Source organism: Pseudomonas sp. RGM2987, assembly GCF_022952855.1.
In the GTDB taxonomy this organism is placed as follows: Bacteria; Pseudomonadota; Gammaproteobacteria; order Pseudomonadales; family Pseudomonadaceae; genus Aquipseudomonas.
On record NZ_JALJDX010000217.1, the window covers coordinates 36,324 to 56,840 of the forward strand.

A 20,517-nucleotide genomic window follows, 5' to 3' on the forward strand; every position below is an offset into this window, starting at 1 on the left:
GCCTTCTTGCGATGGGTGGTGGTTTGGCTGCGATCTGGTTAACCCCAGGGGTCCAGGCCAGCACCCTCGGTGCTATCAACCACACCCACTTGGCGATCAACCACTTCAGTGTCGATGGCCGTTCGGGTATCGACATCATTGGTCCGTATCAGGGCGGCGGGGGCGGTTGTTGTTACATCGCACCGGCACGTTGGCAGCCGGGGATGACGGTACGGGTTGATTGGGAAACTGGTGTGGGTAGTTCGAAAGGCTTCCCCGGTTTTGTTGATAGAGCCAAGTATGAGGCCTGGGTCGACAAAATCGAGTCGCAAAAACGCCGACATAGCAGAGTAGTCCCCGTTCCCGATTACACGGGCGAAAAAGTCTGCGGCCTCACCGTGCACTTCCTGCCTTGCGATGAACTCCAGGTTACTACGTCCTGCTACGGCTACCGCAGCCCCGAATACCCGATCAAGACGCCGTTGCACCTGCCGGAGCCTCAGTCATGTCCACGATAAAGCATCCCCCTGTCTGGTACCCACCACAGTTTCCGATTCAGGGCCGCTTGCCCACTCGGCCCGTCCAGGTCCAGCAGAATATTCAACGCCAGTGCCAATTGGAGCGCGACTACCACGATGCTCTGTGCGTGGCGGCGGGGCGCCGAGTGACCACGCCGTGCTGCAAGACCTTGCACATCAGCCTGTGCTTCGACGGTACCGGCAATAACCTGAATAACGACCTTTATCTGTCCAATCCCCGGCACCCGACCAATATTGCGCGGATGTTCCGCGCCAGTATTGGCGACGGCTATGCCGGCGGCACCAGCCATAGCAACGAGGCTCAGTGGTTGACCGATGCGCCGGGCACCGGCAACGGCCAGTACTTCAAGTACTACATGCCGGGCGTGGGTACGTCGTTCCCGGAGGTCGGTGATCTGGATTACACCAGCTTTGGCCTGGCGTTGGCCACTTACGGTGAAGCACGCGTCAATTGGGGCCTGTTGATGATCATCGATGCCCTGCGGCGCATGCTCGGGCTGCCGCGCCAGGGCAACAGCACCCTGTTGGCCGTGGTCAACGCCATGGGCAGTGCCCATGGGTTGGAGTCCATCACCGGCCAGGGCAACCGGCGTCGCGAGTTTTACAAACAGCTCGCGCCCCTGCTCGATCCCTTGGGAATCGCCTTGAGCCAGTCGAGCCCGGGCCAATCCAAGTTGCTGGGCATCAAGCTGTATGTCTACGGGTTTTCCCGGGGCGCGGCCGCGGCGCGGGCCTTTGTCTGCTGGTTGAGCCAGTTGCTGTCCCGCTCCGGGGCCCTGGAAGTGCTCGATATGCAGTTGCCCATCAGTGTGGAGTATCTCGGGTTGCTGGATACCGTGGCCTCGGTGGGGGTCGCCGATATCATGCCGTGGGCCCAGGGGCATATGGGCTGGGCCGATGGCTCCCAGGAGCTGCCTGTCGGTGGGCTGGTCAAGCGCTGCTTGCATATCGTCGCCAGTCATGAGCAACGCCTGTGCTTTCCGCTGGATTCGATCCGCCGTCAAAGCGGTGAGTACCCGGACAATAGCGTGGAGGTGTTGCATCCTGGGGTGCATTCGGATCAGGGCGGTGGGTATCCACCGGGGGATCAGGGGAAGGCCGTTGGTGATGATGATCGTCTGCTTCTTTCACAGATTGCTCTCAACGATCTATATGTCGATGCCTTTGCACATGGGGCACCATTGAAGGTCCCAAAGGACGCTTTGCCAAACGAGCTTAGCCATGAGCTATGGCGAGCAATGGAAGATGAACTGATCGAGGATTTTGGGGTTTCTCCAGTTCTAGTTGACCGTTTTAACGCATGGCGGCAAGTCACCTTAGGTCTCACCCCCGGAACCCAACCGCTACCCACCGAGCGAGCCGAACACTACCAACCGATACCAGCCCCCGACACGCTGGAACAGGCCTTGCGCAAGCAGATGGGCTGGATCACCGCCTGGCGCATCGACCGTTATGCCTTTGGCAGCCTGAAACTGGCGCCGTTCTACCTTCAGGCCAGCGACAGCCATGGCGACCCGCGCAGACGCAAGGAAGCCGAGGCTGCCCGTGAAGCGGCACAGGCCGAAGTCGAGAAGCAACGCCTGGAGCAACTGGCCGGGGAACGCCTGGGCCGTGAGCCGAGCAAACCGCTCAAACCCGGGGTCAAGGATTTCGACCCGGACCTGGCGCAAACCCAGTTGCGTGAAGCCGCCGAGGAATTCGCCCAGGACTATCGCTCCGACGTGACACTGTCATTCGCGGTCTGGATGGCCCGCGACCTGCTGGGCCCCGGCTTGCAGGCGGTTGCCGAAATGCGCACCGAACGCGAGGCCATGAAGCTGGCGGCGCATCGCTGGGTTCGCCAGTTGTTCCCGCGACCGATCGGTGAGCGCGACTATGTGGATGAAAAACGTCGCGGCAATGTCGATGAAAGCCGCAACGCCACCCAGCCCGAGGGATTGTTACGGGCGTTGTTCGACGACCAGGTCCATGACTCCCGCGCCTGGTTCCTTTATGCCTTTCTGGGTACCCGCGAGCCGTTTGGCGGCTACCTGCGTGAACGCATGGTGTTCTTTGGCGACGCCGGCAGAAGGGACCTGGTGCTGTATGACGCAAACGGCACACCGCAGCTCGCGCAGGGCAACGCCTCGCCGTACCCTGAGGCGCATGCCCTGGTCATGGACGCCGAGCGTCAGGCCGAGGCGCTACAGGCCATCGATGCGTTGTGGCAGGACTTTTACGCCAGCGCCGAAGAGGTGAAGAGCCATGCCCCGGTCTGAAGCCCTCTCGCGCCCCTTGGCCCGAGGCGCTTTCCTACAAGGCAACCTTGCTGCCTGGCTCGCGGCCCTGTGCGGCCTGCTCGCAATTGGGTGTGTAAACAACGCCCAGGCCAGCAGCCTCGGCGCCATCAACCACACCCACTGGGCGATCAACCGGTTCAGCGTCGATGGCCGTTCGGGCATCGACATCATCGGTCCCTACCAGGGCGGCGGGGGCGGTTGCTGTTATATCGCCCCGGCGCGCTGGCAGCCGGGGATGACGGTGCGAGTGGATTGGGAAACCGGCTCGGCATATTCCGACGGCTTTCCTGGCTTTGCTGATGAGGCGAAGTACTTAGTTTGGAGAAATAAGGTCCGCGCCCAAAAACGCCAACACACCAAAATCGTCCCCGTCCCCGATTACACCGGCGAAAAAGTCTGCGGCCTTACCGTGCACTTCCTGCCTTGCGATGAGCTTCAGGTCACCACTTCCTGCTACGCCTACCGCAGCCCCGAATACCCGATCAAGACGCCGTTGCACCTGCCGGAGCCTTCGTCATGTCCACAGCCACAAGCGCCGAAAGGCCAGAGGTAACACCATGAAAGCCATTGTTCGTATGGGCGACACACTCAGGGAATATGGAGGCAAGGTGCTGGAGGGGCATTACGAGAGTGAAGGCCTTCCCATCGCCTGTCAGGGCGATGCCGTGCATTGTGCGTTGCATGGCCGGACCAGGATCGCTGAAGGCAGTGAACTGATGCACATCGATGGGCGCCCGGTTGCGCTGGATGGTCACCGTTGTGCTTGCAACTGCACCCTGGTCAGCTCCATGCCCGACACGCAGGTGGCATCGTGATCCCGGCGCCGGAGTTCGCAACCGACCCTGCGGCACGACCGCCGGCCTACTCGCGCTGGGTCGCCTATGGGCTAGGTCTCCTGGCGCTGCTGGTTGGTAACATCGTGGCTATTGTGAACGGCGACCATAGCGCCGGGGACGGGATGAGATCGCTTATAGCCATAGCCGGGTTTGCCATCGCACTGCTGGCATGGATGCTCGCCTTCCTGCTGCGCGTGGTGTATTACCGGCTGAGCCGGCACAACGCGCGATGCTATATCCAGACAGCGCGTCACATACAACAAGCCTGGTGGGCGCGGCATCGGCAAAAAGCGACGCTGGTCGAGTCGGTGTTGCTGGGGCCGGGCTGCCAGACGCCTGAGCACCGGCAGGCGCTTTTCCACCCGGACCATCCACCTCCCATACCGGAGAAAAAACCAGGAGGCATGGTGCTTCGGCTGCCTCAGGTGCTGGGAGATGATCTTGTCGAGCGTGAGCGACAGCTGGCGCGTGTGCTCGCCCTGCAATGGCGTGCGCAGCAAGCCGGGCCGGTCGTGTTGCAGCCACTGCGTTGCTATTGGCAGGGATCCCTTGAGTCCTGGCAGGCCTTCGTCGAACAGATGGCCACGTCCTGCCCGCAGGTTGAGCTGCCCGAACGACCCGAACCCTGGCTGGGCATCCGCAGCCTGGACTCGATCATTGATCAATTGCAGGGCGCTCCCTCAGATGCCCGGATTCTCTGTGGCGGTTGCCAATCGTCCCCTCCGCAACGGGACGGCCGGCTACCGGCTGGAGAAGCGGCATTGATGTGGTTGTTCGGTCCCGAGCAGAGCGTGGTTTTCTCCCGCGGTGAATGGTTCGACGACAGCGAGTCGCTTGGGTGGGTGGCCGAGCGGGCGGTGCAACAGAGCGAACTGTCGGCGCCTGCCGATGTGTGTATGTCGTTCTCCCAGCCCGATGTACCCGAGCTGCCCACCATCCTTTGGAACACCAAACGAAACGTGCAAGACCGCCACTTTGGCGCGGTAGCCAATCTGGAGGCCATGGTGGTGCAGACCCTTGCCGCCAGCTACGCGCAGCATCACGGCGTGCCCTGTGCCTGGTTGGCCTGTGACCCGCATTACACCTTGGCCCTTGGAGTTGTGAAACCCCATGATTTTAGCTAATGAACCTCTGAAATTGTCCTCTTGGCTTACGACGCTCCTGCTGGCTCTGGTCATGGCGGTGCTCGTTGCAGTAGCAGGCTTGGCCTGGTGGTTGTGGGCCGGTCAACCCGTCGACAGCGCCTGGCTCTCGGACCTTTCATTCAAAGCGCTGTTTGCCTGGTTGCTACTGTTCGCGATGGCTATGCTGACCTGCCAGGTCACGCAGGGCGGCATCCGAAAGCTGGTGAAGGCCAGCCAGCCGACACCCTCAAAAAGCGAAATTGAGTTATCCAAGCCGTCGGCCAGTGCGGTGGATATGGTCGAGTGTTTGCGTCACAACCACGGTCACTTCTGGCGCCGCAAAACCCGCATCCTGCTGGTCATCGGCGAGCCCGCCGAGATCGATGCCATCGCCCCCAACCTTGCGAAACAACTGTGGCTCGAAGGTGAAAACACCGTCCTCCTGTGGGGCGGTAGTCCACAGGCCGAGCTGGATACCTCGCGGCTGAACTTCGGCCATGGCCGTCCGCTGGACGGTGTGGTCTGGGCAGTGACCCGGCAGCAAGGCGTCGATAGCAAGGCGATGAGGGTTGGCTTGCAGCATCTGCGGGAGCTGGCCCGCAAGGTGCGCTGGCAGTTGCCGGTGCATCTGTGGCAGGTCTGCGAAAGTGCCTGGCCTCAGGATGCACGGCCGACGCAACCGGTGGGCTGTCTGCTGGACCGGCGTGCGACGCCGTCAATGCTGGAAGATTCTCTGCAGGCCCTGGTCGAGCCGCTGCGCCGCCAGGGCTGGGCGCAGATGCAGGGGGACATGCTGCACGATTTTCTGGTGCGCCTGTCCGGCAGCTTACAGACCGAAGGGATTGCCCGTTGGTGCAAGGTGCTGGCGCCTTGGTGGGACGGTTTTGCCCGTGGGGTGCCGTTGCGCGGGTTGTGGTTCAGTTTGCCGGTGCGTCGGTTGGGCGATGACACCGAGCATTTCTGGTTGGCCGACCCGGCGTGGCGCGGTGTGCAGGGCGACCGGACATCCAGTCAGCGCCTGGGTTGGAGCTCGCCGCGATGGGCTTTTGCAGTGTTCATGGCGCTGGCCGTGGTGTGGGGCGCGGGGATGTCGCTGTCCTTTGTGAGTAACCGTGCGCAGATCCTTCAGGTGCAGTCCTTGCTGACAACGCTGCAGCAGGCGTCGCAGCAGTCATCATCCCACGACAATGAACAGTTGCTGGCCTTGCACGAGTTGGTCCGCGAGTTGGCGCGCCTGGACGACCGGGTGGTGCACGGTGCGCCCTGGTACCAGCGGTTTGGCTTGAACCGTAATGACACGCTGCGTGAGGTGCTGTGGCCGCATTATGTGGCGGCCAATAACCGGCTGATTCGTGACCCGGCGGCGGCCCGTCTGCGCGAGCAGTTGAGCGCGCTGGTGCAGCTGGCGCCGGACAACCCCGCCCGCGCCGAGCGGGCGCGTGACGCCTACGATCAGCTCAAGGCCTACCTGATGATGGCCCGACCGGAAAAAGCCGAAGCCGGCCTTCTGGCCAAGACCCTGGGCAGCGTCGAGCCCATACGCGGCGGCCTCTCGACGGGGCTCTGGCAAAGCCTGGCGCCGAACCTGTGGCAGTTTTATGCGCAGCAATTGCCCGCACACCCCGAGTGGCGCATCGAGGTTGACCCACGTTTGGTGGCCCAGGTCCGCCAGGTGTTGCTCGGGCAGTTGGGGCAACGCAATGCCGAAGCCAACCTGTACCAACAGGTCCTGGAGGAGGCGGCTCAACACTATCCGGCCCTGGGGCTGCAACAGATGGTGGGCGACACCGAAGCCGCCGGGTTGTTTTCCAGTTCGGCCAGCGTTGCGGGCGTGTTCACGCGTCAGGCCTGGGAAGGCCAGGTACGCCGGGCCATCGATGAGATCGCCCAGGCGCGTCGTGAGGAGATCGACTGGGTGCTCAGTGACAAGCCCGGCGAGGTCGATTCACGGCTGTCGGCGGAGGAGCTCAAGCAACGGCTCACCGAGCGTTACTTCCAGGATTACGCCAGCGCCTGGCTGGTCTTTCTCAACAGCCTGCGCACACGTCAACCGGCGAGCCTGAGCGAAGTGATCGACCAGTTGACGTTGATGAGCGACGTGCGCCAGTCGCCGCTGATCGCGCTGATCAATACCCTGGCCTACCAGGGCCAGGCCGGCCAGCGCACCCAGGCCCTGGCCGACTCGCTGATGAAGTCTGCGCAAAAGCTGATCGGGCCGAATACGGTGCCGGTGATCGATCAACTGAGCGACTTGCCAAGTGGGCCGTTGGACATCACGTTCGGGCCGTTGCTGGCGCTGGTGGGCAAGGGCCCGGAGGCCAACGGCGGCAGTGCTGACCTGAGCTTGCAGACGTTCCTCACCCGGGTCACTCGCATGCGCCTGAAGTTGCAACAGGTCAGCAGCGCCGCCGACCCGCTGGACATGACCCAGGCGCTGGCGCAGACGGTGTTTCAAGGCCGCGGCATTGACCTGACCGACACCCAGTCCTATGGCCGGCTGATGGCCGCCAGCCTCGGCGCGCAATGGGCCAGGGTCGGCGAAACGCTGTTCGTTCAGCCGCTGGAGCAAGCCTGGCAACAGGTGTTGCAGCCGTCGGCGGCGGGGCTCAACAGTCAATGGCAGCGCTCGATTGTCGATCACTGGAACGCGGCCTTTGCCGGGCGCTACCCATTCGCTGCAACCACCAGCGACGCCTCGTTGCCGATGCTGGGGCAAATGATCCGTGCCGACTCCGGGCGCATCGAGCGGTTCCTGCACAGCCAGTTGAGCGGTGTGCTGCGCAAGGAGGGCAACCGCTGGGTGGCCGATCCGCGCCACGGCCAGGGATTGCGGCTCAATCCGCGGTTCCTGGCGGCGGTCAATCAGCTCAATGAGCTGGCCGATGTGCTCTATACCGACGGCGGCTTGGGCCTGAGTTTCGAACTGCGCGGCAAACCGCTGCCCAACGTGGTCCAGAGCACCTTCACCCTCAACGGCGAGAAACATCATTATTTCAACCAGAGGGAACGCTGGCAGCGCTTCAACTGGCCGGGCCGCAGCGACTACCCGGGCGTACGCCTGACCTGGACCGGCCTGGTCGGCGAGGAACAACTGTTCGGCGACTACGCCGGCACCTGGGGCCTGATCCGTCTGCTGGAAATCGCCCGGATCACGCCATTGGATGACAGTGACAGCCACTTCCGGATGGTGATCGACGCGGGCGATGGCGCGAACCTGACCTGGCACTTGCGCACCGAGCTGGATGCGGGGCCGCTGGCGCTGCTCAGGCTGCGCGGGTTCACGCTGCCGCGGCAGATATTTCTCGGCGCCGATCAGGCCTCTGGCGCCTATGCCCACAACGAGGTTGTCGAATGAGCTTGTCCAACCTGATCGACCGTTGCCTGGGGCAGCGCGACCCCCTGGCCATCGCCCGGGAACAGGCTGCACGCTGGCAACCCTGGCTGCGCCCCATCAACGCGAACTCTGCAGTCGGTGAAGATCCCGGCTATGACGATGACTTCCAGCGCATGCGCGAAGAGGTCGATAAATTGTCCGGCGCCGATATCGAGCGGGTCATTGCGCTGGCCGAAAAGTTGCTCACCCACACGTGCAAGGACCTGCGCGTCGCCACCTATTACCTGTGGGCGCGCCTGCACAAGGACGGGGAGGCGGGGTTGGCCGATGGCTTGAGCCTGTTGGCGGCCTTGGTGGCCCACTTCGCCGAGACGGTGCTGCCGGTGCGGGCCAACAGCCGCAAGATGGCCGTGCAATGGCTGGCCGGCAATAAGCTGCTGGACACCTTGTCGTTGTTTCCGGAGGTGGTCAAAGCCGAGGCCGAGCGAACCGTCGCCGCGTTGGCCTGGCTGGAACAGGGGCTGGACACCTGGCCCCAGGAGCAGCGTCCCAGCCTGGAACCCTTGTACGCCGCGCTATCGGCGCGCCTGGCACAGTCGGGTGGCGTGGACGCGTTGGTGCCACAGAACGCCGCCGGTCAGGCATCCCAAGGGCAGGGCGGGGCGGCGCCGGTTACCGCGATCAAGTCTGGACGGGATCTGTTGGACAACGGTCGGGCGTTGGCCGGTTATCTGCGCGATCAGCCACAGGGCTGGCTGGCGGCCCACCGGCTGATGAAGAGCCTGCGCTGGGACACTGTCCATCAGGCGCCGCCGCAGGACGCCAACGGCAACACCCGTCTGGTTCCGCCACGTGCTGACTACCGCGCGCAGCTCAAGCGGTTGTACCTGCAACAGGATTGGCCTGGACTGCTCGATCACGTTGAGCGGATCTATGCCGAGGGGGTGAATCACTTCTGGCTGGACCTGCAATGGTACTTGTACCAGGCGTTGAGCAAGCAACCAGCGCCCCAGGACCGCTGGGCCGCGATTACCTTGCACGACCTGGGCATGTTCCTTGAGCGACTGCCGGGTCTGGAGGCGTTGTGCTGGAGTGACGGCAGCCCGTTTGCCGATGAGACCACCCGAGAGTGGATCGCCCGCCACCTGAGCGACCACCGCCCTCAGCAATGGCTACCCACCCTGGCGCCCACCACTGGCGACACCGACCTATTGGCGCTGGAAAGCGAGGCCTTGGCGCAGGCAGACCGGGAGGGCGTGGAACAGGCACTGGCCTGGCTGGCGACCCGCCCTGGCGTGCAGACCGCACGCCAGGGTTGGTTGCTGCGCCTGCTCATGGCGCGGGTGGCCGAACAGTTTGGCAAAAGCGACCTGTCGATCCACCTGCTGGCAGAACTCGACGCCACGGTACAGCGCCAGGACCTGAGCGCGTGGGAGCCCGAGCTGTGTTTCGAAGTCAAGGCTCGCCTGCTCCGGTTGCTGCGCTTGAAGGCCCAGCGCCCCGATGCCGACAAACCCGCCCTGGCTCGCCGCATGGAGGCGTTGCTGGCCGCTCTGGTGACGGCTGATCCGGTACGGGCCGCCGTGCTGTGTGGCTGACACGAATTCAAAAAGGAGTTTTTCCATGAGCATGGACAACCTGACACTGCGCTATTTCGATGCCGAAATGCGTTATCTGCGCGAGGCCGGCAAGGAATTCGCCGAGGCGTTTCCGGACCGCGCCGCGCAACTCAACCTGGACAAGCCAGGGGCCCAGGACCCCTATGTCGAGCGACTGTTCGAGGGCTTTGCGTTTCTGATGGGGCGCCTTCGGGAGAAGCTCGACGATGATTTGCCGGAGCTGACCGAAGGTTTGGTCAGCCTGTTGTGGCCGCACTATTTGCGGACCATCCCGTCGCTATCGATCATCGAACTTATGCCTGATCTCGGGCAGATGAAGCGTAGCCAGCGGATCGACCGGGGTTTTGAAATACTCTCGCAACCCATCGGGCCGCAACACACCCGCTGCCGCTACACCACCACCCAGGACCTGATGCTCCAGCCGTTGGCGCTGACCGCGGTCGAGCGTGACCATGAGCCGGACGGCCGCACGCTGCTGCGCCTGCGCTTTACCCGTGGCGCGCTCACAGACTGGACGCAGCTCGACCTGAGCCGTTTGCCGCTGTACCTCAGCGCCGATGCGCCGCTGGCCAGCGCATTGCACCACGCGCTGACGCTGAACAGCCAGGCAATGTTCATACGCATGCCGCATCAGCCGGACCGCCAGCCTCTCGACGGCTACTTCACGGCCAAGGGCTTCGCCGACGAGGATCGGCTGTGGCCCAAGGGCGACAGTGCCTTCAGCGGCTATCAGTTGCTGCTGGAGTATTTCACCTTCCGGGAAAAATTCATGTTCGTGACCCTCTGCGGGTTGGAGCAGTTGGTGATGACACCCGGCGCCCCCTGGTTTGAACTGGAAGTGGTGTTGCGTGAGCCCTGGCCGCCGACCTTCGAGTTGGGCACCGAGCACATCCGCCTGCATTGTGTACCGGTGATCAACCTGTTTGCCCTGGAAGCCGACCCGATGGCGCTGGCGCCGTTGCAGACCGATTACCTGCTGCGCCCCATGCGTCTGCAGGACGGCCACATGGAAATCTATTCGGTGGATGGCGTCACCGCATCGAAGAACGCCGAGCGTCATGACTATGTGCCGTTTACCAGTTTTCGTCACAAGGGCGGGATGCTGAGCGATGAGGCGCCCGAACGCTATTTCCATACACGCTTGAAACGGGCGGCCAACGGGCTGCATGACACCTGGCTGATCCTGGGCGGTGATGGCTTTGATCAAGATCGGCTGCACGACGGGCAGAGCCTTTCGCTGCGCTTGACCGGCACCCATGGCCAGCTCCCACGCAAGGCCTTGCAGCGCACCGTGCTCGACACGCTGGTGCAATCCAGCGAGTCGGGTTTGCGGGTGCGTAACCTGTGTGCGCCAACGTTGCCTTGCTATCCACCGAACCGCGACCGTTTTCACTGGCGCCTCCTCAGTCACCTGGGTTCGAATTTCCTGCCGATGCTCGATAGCGCAGAAGTGCTGCGAGGGACCCTGGCGCTGTACGACTGGACGGGCAGCGAGCTGAATCGGCGGCGTCTGGCGGCGATCGTCGAGGTGAACCATCACCTGGCCCAGCGCTTTGAGAAAGGCTTTCTACTGCGTGGGGTGGACATCGAAATCACCCTGGACGCCAACGGTTTCTCGGGGGAGGGCGACATCAGCCTGTTCGGCGAAATGCTCAACCGCTTCTTTGCCCTCTATGCCGACATCCACCTGTTCACCCGGCTCACGCTGATCCTGCAACCTACCGGAAAGTGCCTGCAATGGACCGAGAATCACAGTCAGCGTATTCCCGGCTGAAGGCCGGCGGTTTGCTGGACGCGCTCAAGGGGCGAGTGGCCGAGGCCAGCCTGTATCGTTTTTGCCAGTTACTGGAACAGGCCTTACCCGGCCATCCGCTCCTGGGGAGCACGGCTCACCCGGCAGACGACCCGGTGCGCTTCCGGCCTGACCCGGGCATGGGGTTTCCGGCTGGCGAGCTGAAGGCGATTGAGGTCGACGCACATCATCCCGGGCGTGCGGCCACGGTGCGTACTCGCTTGTTGGGGTTGTACGGCGTCGACTCGCCAATGCCGACGGCGTTCCTGGACGATATCGCCCGGCGCCGTGAAGGCCACGAGGCACTTGAGGCGTTTCTCGACATCTTCAACCACCGCATCTTTACCCAGTTCTATCGGATCTGGCGCAAGTATTCCTACCCGGCCAGTTTCGAGGCGGGTGGCACCGATGCGACCTCCCAGTGCCTGTTGGGGTTGATCGGGCTGGGGATTCCCGGCACTGCCGAACAGATCGCTACACCGGTTTCGCGCTTCCTGGCGTTGCTGAGTGTGATGCGGCTGCCCACCCGCACCGCCGAAGGCATTGAAGCGCTGGTAAGGCTGCTGGCCCCGGGCACCCGGACGCGAGTAACCCCGCACTGGCCGCGCAAAGTGCCGTTGGCACACCCCGCCAGCCTGTGTACGGCGCGCCCGGTGGGGCTGTCCGAGGGCACGCCGTTGGGCAGTGTCGGTCACGACGTGAACAGCCAATTGCACCTGGCGCTGTTCACCCAAGACCTGGAGGAAGCCGGTGGCTGGTTGCCCGGAGGGCAGTTGCATGGCGATCTCCTGGTCCTGCTGCGGGTGTACCTGGGCTGGCGTTGCAGCGCAAAGCTTGCGCTGTCGCTGCCGGTGCACAGCTTGCCGGCACCGGTGTTGGGAAAAGCGCCCATCCGGCTCGGCATGACCGGCGTCCTGGGCTTGGGCGGCGATGGCTGGCAGGTGGCGGAACACGACTCCATCAGCATCAACCTGGGCCCATACCGAGGCCTTACACCTAACCCCCGTTTCAGGGAGGCACAGCATGTCACGTATCGTTTTTAATCCAATGACCCTCGCGATGGTTGCCATTTGGCTCAGTGGGTGCGGGTTGACCCAGACCGTGGCAGACGGCACCGCCTCTACTACCAAGGCGATTTTCCATAGACAGGTGACAACCCTGCACCTGGATCTCAGCGCTGCGACGACGCACGACACTGACACGGCGCACAGGCGTGCATTGTCGCTACCGACCCTGGTGCGGGTGTACCAACTGCGCGACAGCAAGGCGTTGGAGCAGATCACCTACGAGGGTGTGTTGAACGAAGAGCGCCCGCTCTCCAGCGCCTTGCTGGACAAGCGGCTGGTGGTGGTGAAGCCCGAGCACAAGTCCCGCCTGAGTGTGCCCATGGACAAGGACACCCAGGCTGTCGCGGTGGTGGCGCTGTTCCATCGGCCCGATACCCAGCTCAATACCTGGCGCCTGACGCTGACACGCGACGAGTTGCTCGCCGACCGGGCACGGCTGGTCGAGCTGGGCGATAACGGGTTGACGCTGGCCCCGCTGGCGAAGGAATGAGTCATGACTGAACTCAACCCTTCGCTCTATGAGCTGCTGTTGCAGAACTTTGCAGGCGAGCTGGACCTGGAACGGGTCGACGAGCAAGACCAGCCAGTGCTTTCGGTGCTGGACAATCTGCAACGCATCCTCGACAGCCGGGCGGGCGCCCTCAGTCATCTGCCGGATTACGGATTGCCGGACATGGGCACTGTCCTGCAGGGGCTGCCAGCTGCCGCGCATACGCTGATCGCGACCATGACCACTGTCCTGCTCAAGTACGAGCCACGTCTGGCCAGCGTCGCTGTCGAGCTGCTGCCCCAGGTGTCGCCGGGGTACCTGGAGTTTGCCCTGGACGTGCAGCTCAAAGGCGGCCGCCGGGAGCGTTTCGCCACGACGCTGGTAGCCGAAGGCAAGGCCCTGGTGCGCTCTCTGACGGGCCAGGATGCCCCCCAGTCATGAACGGATCGCAGAAGGGAACGCAATGACAGTATGGCTGGAGATGCATATCCGGGTCGGCGGTGACCCGCGCCACCATGAAGAATTCAGTGCCCTGTGGGACGAACTGGCAAAGCTAGGCCACCCGGCCTGTCCCGATGTGGACTGGAACAAAGTGGAGCAACTGTGCCTCATATTGCTCCGGCAAAACGGGGCGGAACTGCAAACCGTGAGTTTCTACACCTTGGCCCGTAGCCAGCGCACAGGCCTGCAAGGCATGGCCCAGGGCTTGGGGTTGCTCGATACGCTAAGCGCTGAATGGCCGCAGCTCTGGCCGCCGACCGACTCCATGCGCCTGGATATCCTGGAATGGCTGTTTGCCCAACTGCAACGGCTGCTGCGCAGTTTTTCGCTGGCGGCACACGCGGTATCGACACTCATCGAGCTGGACCGTTTGTTGGCGAGCCTGGATGAGCGCCTGGTCAATCAGACCTGCGCGCCGCTGCCCACGCTTGTGAGCCTGCGTCGGCAAGTCGTCAGCCTCATCACGGCCTTGCAGCGAAGCAGAGCAATCCACGAAAGGCCGTTGCACCCCGTCAGCAGCGCGGCTGCGGGGTTTGTGATGCCAGTCCTGCTCTCACCCCCGCCGAGGGCCAGGAGCGGCGAGCGCAGCATCGCACTGTGGGCGTGCGCAGGGGGGATCATGCTGGCGTTGGTGATTGGCTTGGCTTGGCGCGTGGGGCTGACAGGTTCTGCTGACGAACCGGTCTTGCCAGAGCCAGTGCGGCTGGACAGCCTGTCGCTGTTCGACACCGGCAGCGCGGCACTCAAGCCCGGGTCAACCGGCGTACTGGTTAACGCGCTGATGGATATCAAGGCCCAGCCAGGCTGGCTGATCGTGATTGCCGGGCATACCGATGCAACGGGCCCCGATGCACACAACCTTCAGTTGTCCCAGGCCCGCGCCTCAGCGGTACGCGACTGGATGCAGCGGATGGGAAACATCCCCGCCGACTGTTTCGCTGTGCAGGGTTTCGGCGCCAGCCAGCCGATTGCCGACAACCTCATCGAGGCCGGGCGAATGGCCAACCGACGCGTGGATATTCGGCTGGTGCCCCAAGTGGGAGCTTGTGAACCCTCCACAACAGGAGTGGCTGAGGCGTCATCCTTGTGATGGGTTGCGTCTGCTGCGCAGCCGAGCGGGAGCAAGCTCCCTCGCCACGGGATTGGTGCGCAATTAATTATGTTCATCACCCCCCCTGTGGCGAGGGAGCTTGCTCCCGCTGGGCTGCAAAGCAGCCCCATCGCAGTCGCCCGGATGAACTATTCAGCCGAGCGAAAGCCACCTCCATTGCCACGGCGGAACCTGCAACTGACGAATGGTTGCTTAGTGACGGTATTCATAAGTAGTCACAAGTTGTCATCGCCCGCCGGGATGCGTAAGCTGCCCCCATGAACCAGTCACCAGCACCTACGCCCAGCACTCGCGGCCCTGCCGATCATGACATTCGCGACCAGATTGTCGCGGCGGCCAAAGAGCATTTCAGTCAATACGGTTACGCCAAGACCACGGTGTCCGACCTGGCCAAGGCCATCGGCTTCTCGAAGGCGTATATCTACAAGTTCTTCGATTCCAAGCAGGCGATTGGCGAGGCCATTTGCGCCGGCTGTCTTGCAAGGATCGTGGAGGCTGTGGAAGAGGCCGTCAACGAGCAAGGGCTCTCCTCGACAGAGCGCTTTCGCCGCCTGGTCAAGACCCTGATTACCACCGGAATCGACCTGTTCTTCAATGATCGCAAGCTCTATGACATTGCCGCATTCTCCGCATCGGAGCGCTGGCCCAGCTCCCAGGTATATGACGGGCAAATCAAGCAGTTCGTGGTGCAGGTGGTGCGCGAAGGGCGCGAGAGCGGTGAGTTCGAGCGCAAGACGCCCCTGGATGAAACCGTCGAATCGATCCACCTGACGCTTCGGCCTTTCGTCAATCCTCTGCTGCTGCAGTACAGCCTCGATCACGTCGAGGTTGCGCCGACGCTGACCGCGAATCTCATCCTGCGTAGCCTGATGCCCTGAGGGTAGGGCTGCTGGTTGCAGCCATACCCGCTCAACGACTTCTCTTGCATTCGGTCTGTATCTGACTGATGGGTCTCTATTTGCCTTGCTGGTGACTGTTGACACAAATGGTCACATGAATAAATATGACGTATCGGCTTTTGAGTGATCGCCATGAGTACGCATCGGCAACTACATTCGTTCCGTCTCCGGGCGCAGATTCAGTGCAATTGGAGCGTGTGGACATGACCAGTTTTGCTCAGGTGCTGGCGCAATTTGATCCCAGCGTGCCGTTTGTTTCTCCGGCCAATTGGCAGCAGGGGCGGACGATCTTTGGCGGCCTGTCTGCGGCCTTGTCATTGGAGACGGTGCTGCGCGAACGCCCGAAGGGCTTCCCGCCGTTCAAATCCGCGCAGGTGTCCTTCATAGGTCCGGTCACGCAGCCCCAGACGTTCGATACCAGCGTGTTGCGCGAAGGTCGATCGGTGACGTCGGTGTCGGTCGACTGTAAGTCCGGTGATGAGCTGGCGCTGCGCACGACCTTGCTGTTCGCTCAACCACGAGCCAGCAGAATTACCCATGAGGCGTGGGGATGCCCGTTGGTAGAGGGGCCGTCGCGGTACACCACGCTGGAGCTGGACAACCGCATTGCGCCCGCCTGCGCCTTCAACTTCGAAATGCGCCCCGCAGGCGGTTCGCTGCCGGTGTCCGGTGCGCAAAATCCTGAATTATTGATGTGGGTCCGCCATTTGGATGCCCAAGGGGTGGATCCCGCAGTGGCATTGATTGCACTGGCTGACAGCCTGCCGCCCGCAGCCATGACGTGCTTCACCGAACCGGCTGCCATCAGCTCGGCGTCATGGACGATCGATCTGCCGCAGCCGGCCGTTACCGGCGAGTGGTTCCTCATCAGCTCTTTCAGTCAGCAAGCCTTGGAAGGCTATTCACTACAGGACATGGAGGTCTGGGACGAAAGCGGTCGGCGAGTACTTTGGGCGCGTCAGACCGTAGCGATTTTTACCTAGTACAAAAACACTGTTCCACAACCTAAGCGACTGTTCCTAGAGTTCTAACAATGAAAAAAATCTTACTCAAGGCCCCCTTGGGGCTCGCCGTTGCGCTTGCAACTTCCCAGGCATTGGCAAGCGGTTTCGCGCTTAACGAACAGAGCGTCAGCGGGATGGGATCGGGCTTTGCCGGGCGCTCTTCTTCAGCTGAAGATGCAAGCACGGTCTTCGGCAATCCGGCCGGCATGTCTCGCTTGAAGAAAGAGCAGGTCAGCGTGGGGGCCGCGACACTGTTTGCCAAAAGTGATATCAGCCAGACCCGCAGCACCTTCGGTGGCCGGGAAGACGGCGACATGGTGCCGACCTCCACGATACCGATGGGTTACTACGTCAAGCCCGTCGATGAACACTGGGCGGTCGGCGTTGGCTTCTATGTACCGTTCGGCTTGATCACCGATTACGGCAGCGACTTTGCCGGGCGTTACTACGGCAATAAAAGCGAGGTGCAGACGCTGACGTTCCAGCCCACCGTCAGTTATGCCTTTAACGACAAGGTGTCGATCGGGTTCGGTCCGACCATCAACCGCATCAGCGGTGAGATCACCGGGATGGTGCCCAATCCTCTGAGCCCCGGCAGCAATGATGGAAAGCTGAAAAGCAACGGCGATGATACGGCGCTCGGCTTCAATGCCGGCATCCTGGTGCAAGCCACGGATCAGACCCGTCTGGGACTGACTTATCACTCCAAGGTCAGTTATCACCTGGATGCCAAGTCCAAGCTCACCGGCGGGATTTTCAGCGTAGTAGGCGTAAGTGGGCGTAGCTACGATGCGTCGCTGGATGTGGACCTCCCGGAGTCGGTTGATCTCTCGCTCACCCATCAGCTCAATGATGACTGGACCCTGTACCTGGGTAGCACCTGGACACGCTGGAGTCGCTTCAAGGAGCTGACCATCGAGAACTCCGGCTTGCCGCCTCTGCTCAGTGGCGCGCTGGGTACTGTCACCGAAGAAGAGAACTGGCATGACACCTGGGCTCACGCGATCGGCGCGGCGTACAAACTGAACAACCAGTGGGTGTTGCGCGCAGGTTTGACGGTCGACCAGTCGCCGGCCAACAACACCAACCGAGGACCGCGTATTCCGACCGGAGACCGGACGGTGCTGAGCTTCGGTGCGGGCTGGACGCCGGTGGAAGATGTCACGATTGACGTGGCTTATTCGTACTTGCAGGAAGAGAGCGTGCGAGTCGATCAATCCTCTGCGGCTCGTGGGTCGTACAGCTCCAAATACCGCAACAGTGCCAGCGGTTTCGGCACTTCAGTCAGCTATCGCTTCTAACGCAATATGGCGTGTGTCGGGAGCCAGCGGGGCTCCCGGCCCTTTGCTACATCCCAACTCATACACCCATGACATTGGCCATCATACGTTGGTGAAGCCAACGTGGTGTGGCCCAGGTCAGCACCGTGATCGCCTTGTTGCCTAAACCGGGTACGACACTCATGCGCCCGGCTTGCAGCGCGCGGATGCCGGCGCGAACCACTGGTTGGGGTTGCATCATCACCATCTTCAGCGCTGGGGTGAGTTTCTGCCTGGCGCCCTGCACAAATCCGGTGTCCGACAGGCCCGGGCACAGCGCGGTCACGACGACCCCGTCGCCCTTGAGTTCCTGATGCAACGCCTCGGAAAAGCGAAGCACATAGGCCTTGGCCGCCGAGTAAACCGCGAAGTTTTTCACGCCCTGATAAGACAGCACGCTGGCGACTTGCAGAATGTGGCCGCGGCGGCGGATGCGCATGTCCGCGGCGAAGAGGCGAGTCATGGTGGTCAGGCTGGCGATGTCCAGATTGATCATTGACAGGGATTGGTCAACGGCGTGGTCCACGAACGAGCCCTGCAATCCATGGCCGGCGTTGTTGATGAGCACATCGACCGTAATACCCTGCTGAGCCAGCCGTTTGTGCAGCTCGATGACTGCCGGAATCGAAGACAGGTCGACTTGTTCGTTGATCACCTCGATGCCAAAACGCTCACGCAGTTCTTTCGACAGCGCTTCGAGTTTGTCGAGCCTGCGGGCGACCAGAACCAGGGATTTTCCCTGTGCTGCGTATTGCCGGGCGAACTCCTCGCCAAAGCCGCTGGAAGCGCCTGTGATGAGCACCCAGGAGTTTTCGTTGGTTTTCATGTTGCTGGACTCCGGTGGTAAAGATTGAAAACAACAGTGACTGTGATTGCCTCATCGCGAGCAGGCTCGCTCCCACAGGGAACGAGCGCTAACCCTGTGGGAGCGAGCCTGCTCGCGATGAGGGCTTGATGTTCATGGCAGATCATCTAATCGCCACGGGCTGCTGTGGCGCTTGCCAGCCGCCGCCAAGCGCTCGGAAGGTCGCGACCGCTGCTCTGGCCGATTCGGTCCGTGCTTGCGCCCGGGCATCGGAAGCCTGGAGCAGCGTCTGATCGGCATTGAGCACGTCGATCAGGCTGGCGGCGCCTTTCTGATAGGCGATGAAGGACGACTGGCGCGCTTCGGTCAGTGACGCTTCGCCTGCGGTCAGCGTGGTGGCCTGGGACTCTCGGTTCACCAGGGCGGAAAGTGCGTTCTCGACATCCTCAGTGGCCCGTAGCGCAGACTGGCGGTAGGCAGCCAGCGCTTCGGCTTCCTGTCCCTTGGCCTGGTCGATCTGCGCGTTGATGCGGCCAAAGTCGAACAGTCTCCAGCGCAGACCCAGCGCGCCCGAGGCTTGGCTGGCACCACCGGAGAACAAATGCCCGGCCGAAACGGAGGTGGCACTGCCGAGCAACGCGCTGAGGGAAAATTTCGGGTAGTACTCGGCGATGGCCTCACCGATGCGGGCATTGGAGGCGGCGAGACGGCGCTCGGCGACGATCAGATCCGGGCGGCGGCGCAGCAGGTCGGCCGGCGTTCCCATCCCGCTGATTTGCGGGGGCAGGGGAATGCTGCCGGTCTCGGCCAGCTGCTGGCGATGGGTGCCTGGCGGGGTGCCGAGCATCACATCCAATGCATTCATGGCGGCATCCAGGCCGGTTTGCAGGACGGGCACCGTTGCCTGGACCTGGGCAAGCGCGCCCTCGGTCTGGCGGACCTGATAGCTGGCGGCGAGGCCTTTACTGTAGAGCAACTGGACTTTCTCCAGCAGCTCCTGCTGGGTCTTGATCTGGCGGTTCGCAATGTCGAGCCGTGCCTGCAAGCCGCGCAGGGTGACGTAGATGTCCGCAGTCTGCGCGGCGACGGCCAGCCGGGTAGCGGCGGCGCCGGCCTCGGAGGCCTGGTACTCGGCCAACGCAGCTTCTCGCCCGCGTCGCAGGCCACCAAAGACATCCAGTTCCCAGCTCGCGCCCAGGTCCAGCTCGTAGGCATTGCCGTATCGATCAAAGCCAGGCGTCGAATTGAGCATCTGGCCCTGCGGCGTCTCGACCGATTGATAGGCGCGTGCGGCCTGGCCGCTGATGTTCCCCGAGGGCAGCAGGGCGGCGTTGGCTGCGCCAAGGCCGGCCCGGGCCTGGGCCACGCGAGCCGATGCCTGGGCGAGGTCGAGGTTCTGCCCCAGGGCCTTGGCGATGAAATCGTTTAGTACCGGGTCGCCAAAACCTTCCCACCAGGTTGTGAGGCTGGCCTGAGTCGCGCCGTGCCTTTGTTCAACAGAAGGCTGGCCCAGGAACCGATCCGAGAGCGCAGCGTCCGGGCGCTGATAGTCCGGACCGACCGCACAGCCGGCCATCAAGCTGACGCCTACTAAAAGAGCAAGGGGGCGAAAGGGGGGCATTGAGGTTTCCTCGGAATCGATATTGGTGACCATATTATAGTATGGTCACAACCTGTCAATTGGTGGTGAGCACGACTGTATGGATCCAAGGCGCCCTATTTACTAAGGATTTGTAGATGATCACACGGGAGAGGAATGAAACCTCAACTAGTGACCATTGACAGTATTGGTCACAGGCGTAAGAATGAGCTCCCAGTC

17 protein-coding genes are annotated in these 20,517 nt (G+C 62.5%); 15 read left to right on the forward strand and 2 right to left on the reverse strand.

Annotated features, from left to right (window positions below; genetic code table 11):
* The first annotated feature begins 11 nt into the window (after window positions 1-11).
* The 15 genes from RGM2987_RS22675 (at window position 12) to RGM2987_RS22745 (ending at window position 17,875) form a co-directional block, all read left to right on the forward strand.
* Complete coding sequence (locus RGM2987_RS22675; RefSeq protein ID WP_245145124.1) at window positions 12-497, forward strand: DUF3304 domain-containing protein; 486 nt, start codon at window positions 12-14, stop codon at window positions 495-497.
* On the forward strand, window positions 485-2,776 hold the full coding sequence (locus RGM2987_RS22680; RefSeq protein ID WP_245145047.1) for a DUF2235 domain-containing protein: 2,292 nt from the start codon (window positions 485-487) through the stop codon (window positions 2,774-2,776). The genes RGM2987_RS22675 and RGM2987_RS22680 overlap by 13 nt, the downstream gene beginning before the upstream one ends.
* On the forward strand, window positions 2,763-3,350 hold the full coding sequence (locus tag RGM2987_RS22685; RefSeq protein ID WP_245145048.1) for a DUF3304 domain-containing protein: 588 nt from the start codon (window positions 2,763-2,765) through the stop codon (window positions 3,348-3,350). Before RGM2987_RS22680 ends, RGM2987_RS22685 begins: the two co-directional genes overlap by 14 nt.
* Window positions 3,351-3,354: 4 nt before the next feature.
* On the forward strand, window positions 3,355-3,612 hold the full coding sequence (locus RGM2987_RS22690) for a PAAR domain-containing protein (protein WP_245145049.1): 258 nt from the start codon (window positions 3,355-3,357) through the stop codon (window positions 3,610-3,612).
* Window positions 3,609-4,757: a hypothetical protein gene (locus tag RGM2987_RS22695; protein ID WP_245145050.1), complete on the forward strand. Its 1,149-nt coding sequence runs from the start codon at window positions 3,609-3,611 to the stop codon at window positions 4,755-4,757. The genes RGM2987_RS22690 and RGM2987_RS22695 overlap by 4 nt, the downstream gene beginning before the upstream one ends.
* Window positions 4,758-4,809: 52 nt before the next feature.
* The gene (locus RGM2987_RS22700) at window positions 4,810-8,112 is read left to right on the forward strand and encodes an ImcF-related family protein (RefSeq protein WP_245145125.1); all 3,303 of its coding nucleotides are present in this window, start codon (window positions 4,810-4,812) and stop codon (window positions 8,110-8,112) included.
* Window positions 8,109-9,689: a type VI secretion system protein TssA gene (tssA, locus tag RGM2987_RS22705; protein WP_245145051.1), complete on the forward strand. Its 1,581-nt coding sequence runs from the start codon at window positions 8,109-8,111 to the stop codon at window positions 9,687-9,689. Before RGM2987_RS22700 ends, tssA begins: the two co-directional genes overlap by 4 nt.
* A gap of 25 nt (window positions 9,690-9,714) precedes the next feature.
* The gene (gene tssF / locus RGM2987_RS22710; protein WP_245145052.1) at window positions 9,715-11,484 is read left to right on the forward strand and encodes a type VI secretion system baseplate subunit TssF; all 1,770 of its coding nucleotides are present in this window, start codon (window positions 9,715-9,717) and stop codon (window positions 11,482-11,484) included.
* Window positions 11,448-12,545, forward strand: coding sequence for a type VI secretion system baseplate subunit TssG (tssG, locus tag RGM2987_RS22715; protein WP_245145053.1), 1,098 nt, complete (start codon window positions 11,448-11,450; stop codon window positions 12,543-12,545). Before tssF ends, tssG begins: the two co-directional genes overlap by 37 nt.
* The gene (gene tssJ, locus RGM2987_RS22720; protein WP_245145054.1) at window positions 12,526-13,059 is read left to right on the forward strand and encodes a type VI secretion system lipoprotein TssJ; all 534 of its coding nucleotides are present in this window, start codon (window positions 12,526-12,528) and stop codon (window positions 13,057-13,059) included. Before tssG ends, tssJ begins: the two co-directional genes overlap by 20 nt.
* 3 nt (window positions 13,060-13,062) lie before the next feature.
* On the forward strand, window positions 13,063-13,500 hold the full coding sequence (gene tssE, locus RGM2987_RS22725; protein ID WP_245145055.1) for a type VI secretion system baseplate subunit TssE: 438 nt from the start codon (window positions 13,063-13,065) through the stop codon (window positions 13,498-13,500).
* Between the two features lie 22 nt (window positions 13,501-13,522).
* Window positions 13,523-14,650 carry an OmpA family protein gene (locus tag RGM2987_RS22730; RefSeq protein WP_245145056.1) on the forward strand — a complete coding sequence of 376 codons (1,128 nt, stop codon included), beginning with the start codon at window positions 13,523-13,525 and terminating at the stop codon, window positions 14,648-14,650.
* Window positions 14,651-14,928: 278 nt separating this feature from the next.
* Window positions 14,929-15,549, forward strand: a complete 621-nt coding sequence (locus RGM2987_RS22735; protein WP_245145057.1) for a TetR/AcrR family transcriptional regulator — start codon at window positions 14,929-14,931, stop codon at window positions 15,547-15,549.
* 224 nt (window positions 15,550-15,773) lie between these two features.
* Window positions 15,774-16,553 carry a thioesterase family protein gene (locus RGM2987_RS22740; RefSeq protein ID WP_245145058.1) on the forward strand — a complete coding sequence of 260 codons (780 nt, stop codon included), beginning with the start codon at window positions 15,774-15,776 and terminating at the stop codon, window positions 16,551-16,553.
* 50 nt (window positions 16,554-16,603) lie between these two features.
* Window positions 16,604-17,875 carry an outer membrane protein transport protein gene (locus RGM2987_RS22745; protein ID WP_245145059.1) on the forward strand — a complete coding sequence of 424 codons (1,272 nt, stop codon included), beginning with the start codon at window positions 16,604-16,606 and terminating at the stop codon, window positions 17,873-17,875.
* Window positions 17,876-17,933: 58 nt separating this feature from the next.
* Here the strand turns inward: RGM2987_RS22745 and RGM2987_RS22750 are convergent, their stop codons facing one another.
* Both RGM2987_RS22750 and RGM2987_RS22755 read right to left on the reverse strand, forming a co-directional pair.
* The gene (locus RGM2987_RS22750; protein WP_245145060.1) at window positions 17,934-18,719 is read right to left on the reverse strand and encodes an SDR family oxidoreductase; all 786 of its coding nucleotides are present in this window, start codon (window positions 18,717-18,719) and stop codon (window positions 17,934-17,936) included.
* 142 nt (window positions 18,720-18,861) lie between these two features.
* Complete coding sequence (locus tag RGM2987_RS22755) at window positions 18,862-20,319, reverse strand: efflux transporter outer membrane subunit (RefSeq protein WP_245145061.1); 1,458 nt, start codon at window positions 20,317-20,319, stop codon at window positions 18,862-18,864.
* Window positions 20,320-20,517 lie beyond the last annotated feature (198 nt).

What these genes read in the sequence shown, in the direction of transcription:
- RGM2987_RS22675 (WP_245145124.1), top strand. Translation starts at nt 12, where the DNA reads ATGGGTGGTGGTTTGGCTGCGATCTGGTTAACCCCAGGGGTCCAGGCC.
- RGM2987_RS22680 (WP_245145047.1), top strand. Translation starts at nt 485, where the DNA reads ATGTCCACGATAAAGCATCCCCCTGTCTGGTACCCACCACAGTTTCCG.
- RGM2987_RS22685 (WP_245145048.1), top strand. Translation starts at nt 2,763, where the DNA reads ATGCCCCGGTCTGAAGCCCTCTCGCGCCCCTTGGCCCGAGGCGCTTTC.
- RGM2987_RS22690 (WP_245145049.1), top strand. Translation starts at nt 3,355, where the DNA reads ATGAAAGCCATTGTTCGTATGGGCGACACACTCAGGGAATATGGAGGC.
- RGM2987_RS22700 (WP_245145125.1), top strand. Translation starts at nt 4,810, where the DNA reads ATGGCGGTGCTCGTTGCAGTAGCAGGCTTGGCCTGGTGGTTGTGGGCC.
- tssA (WP_245145051.1), top strand. Translation starts at nt 8,109, where the DNA reads ATGAGCTTGTCCAACCTGATCGACCGTTGCCTGGGGCAGCGCGACCCC.
- tssF (WP_245145052.1), top strand. Translation starts at nt 9,715, where the DNA reads ATGAGCATGGACAACCTGACACTGCGCTATTTCGATGCCGAAATGCGT.
- tssG (WP_245145053.1), top strand. Translation starts at nt 11,448, where the DNA reads ATGGACCGAGAATCACAGTCAGCGTATTCCCGGCTGAAGGCCGGCGGT.
- tssJ (WP_245145054.1), top strand. Translation starts at nt 12,526, where the DNA reads ATGTCACGTATCGTTTTTAATCCAATGACCCTCGCGATGGTTGCCATT.
- tssE (WP_245145055.1), top strand. Translation starts at nt 13,063, where the DNA reads ATGACTGAACTCAACCCTTCGCTCTATGAGCTGCTGTTGCAGAACTTT.
- RGM2987_RS22730 (WP_245145056.1), top strand. Translation starts at nt 13,523, where the DNA reads ATGACAGTATGGCTGGAGATGCATATCCGGGTCGGCGGTGACCCGCGC.
- RGM2987_RS22735 (WP_245145057.1), top strand. Translation starts at nt 14,929, where the DNA reads ATGAACCAGTCACCAGCACCTACGCCCAGCACTCGCGGCCCTGCCGAT.
- RGM2987_RS22740 (WP_245145058.1), top strand. Translation starts at nt 15,774, where the DNA reads ATGACCAGTTTTGCTCAGGTGCTGGCGCAATTTGATCCCAGCGTGCCG.
- RGM2987_RS22745 (WP_245145059.1), top strand. Translation starts at nt 16,604, where the DNA reads ATGAAAAAAATCTTACTCAAGGCCCCCTTGGGGCTCGCCGTTGCGCTT.
- RGM2987_RS22750 (WP_245145060.1), bottom strand. Translation starts at nt 18,719, where the DNA reads ATGAAAACCAACGAAAACTCCTGGGTGCTCATCACAGGCGCTTCCAGC.
- RGM2987_RS22755 (WP_245145061.1), bottom strand. Translation starts at nt 20,319, where the DNA reads ATGCCCCCCTTTCGCCCCCTTGCTCTTTTAGTAGGCGTCAGCTTGATG.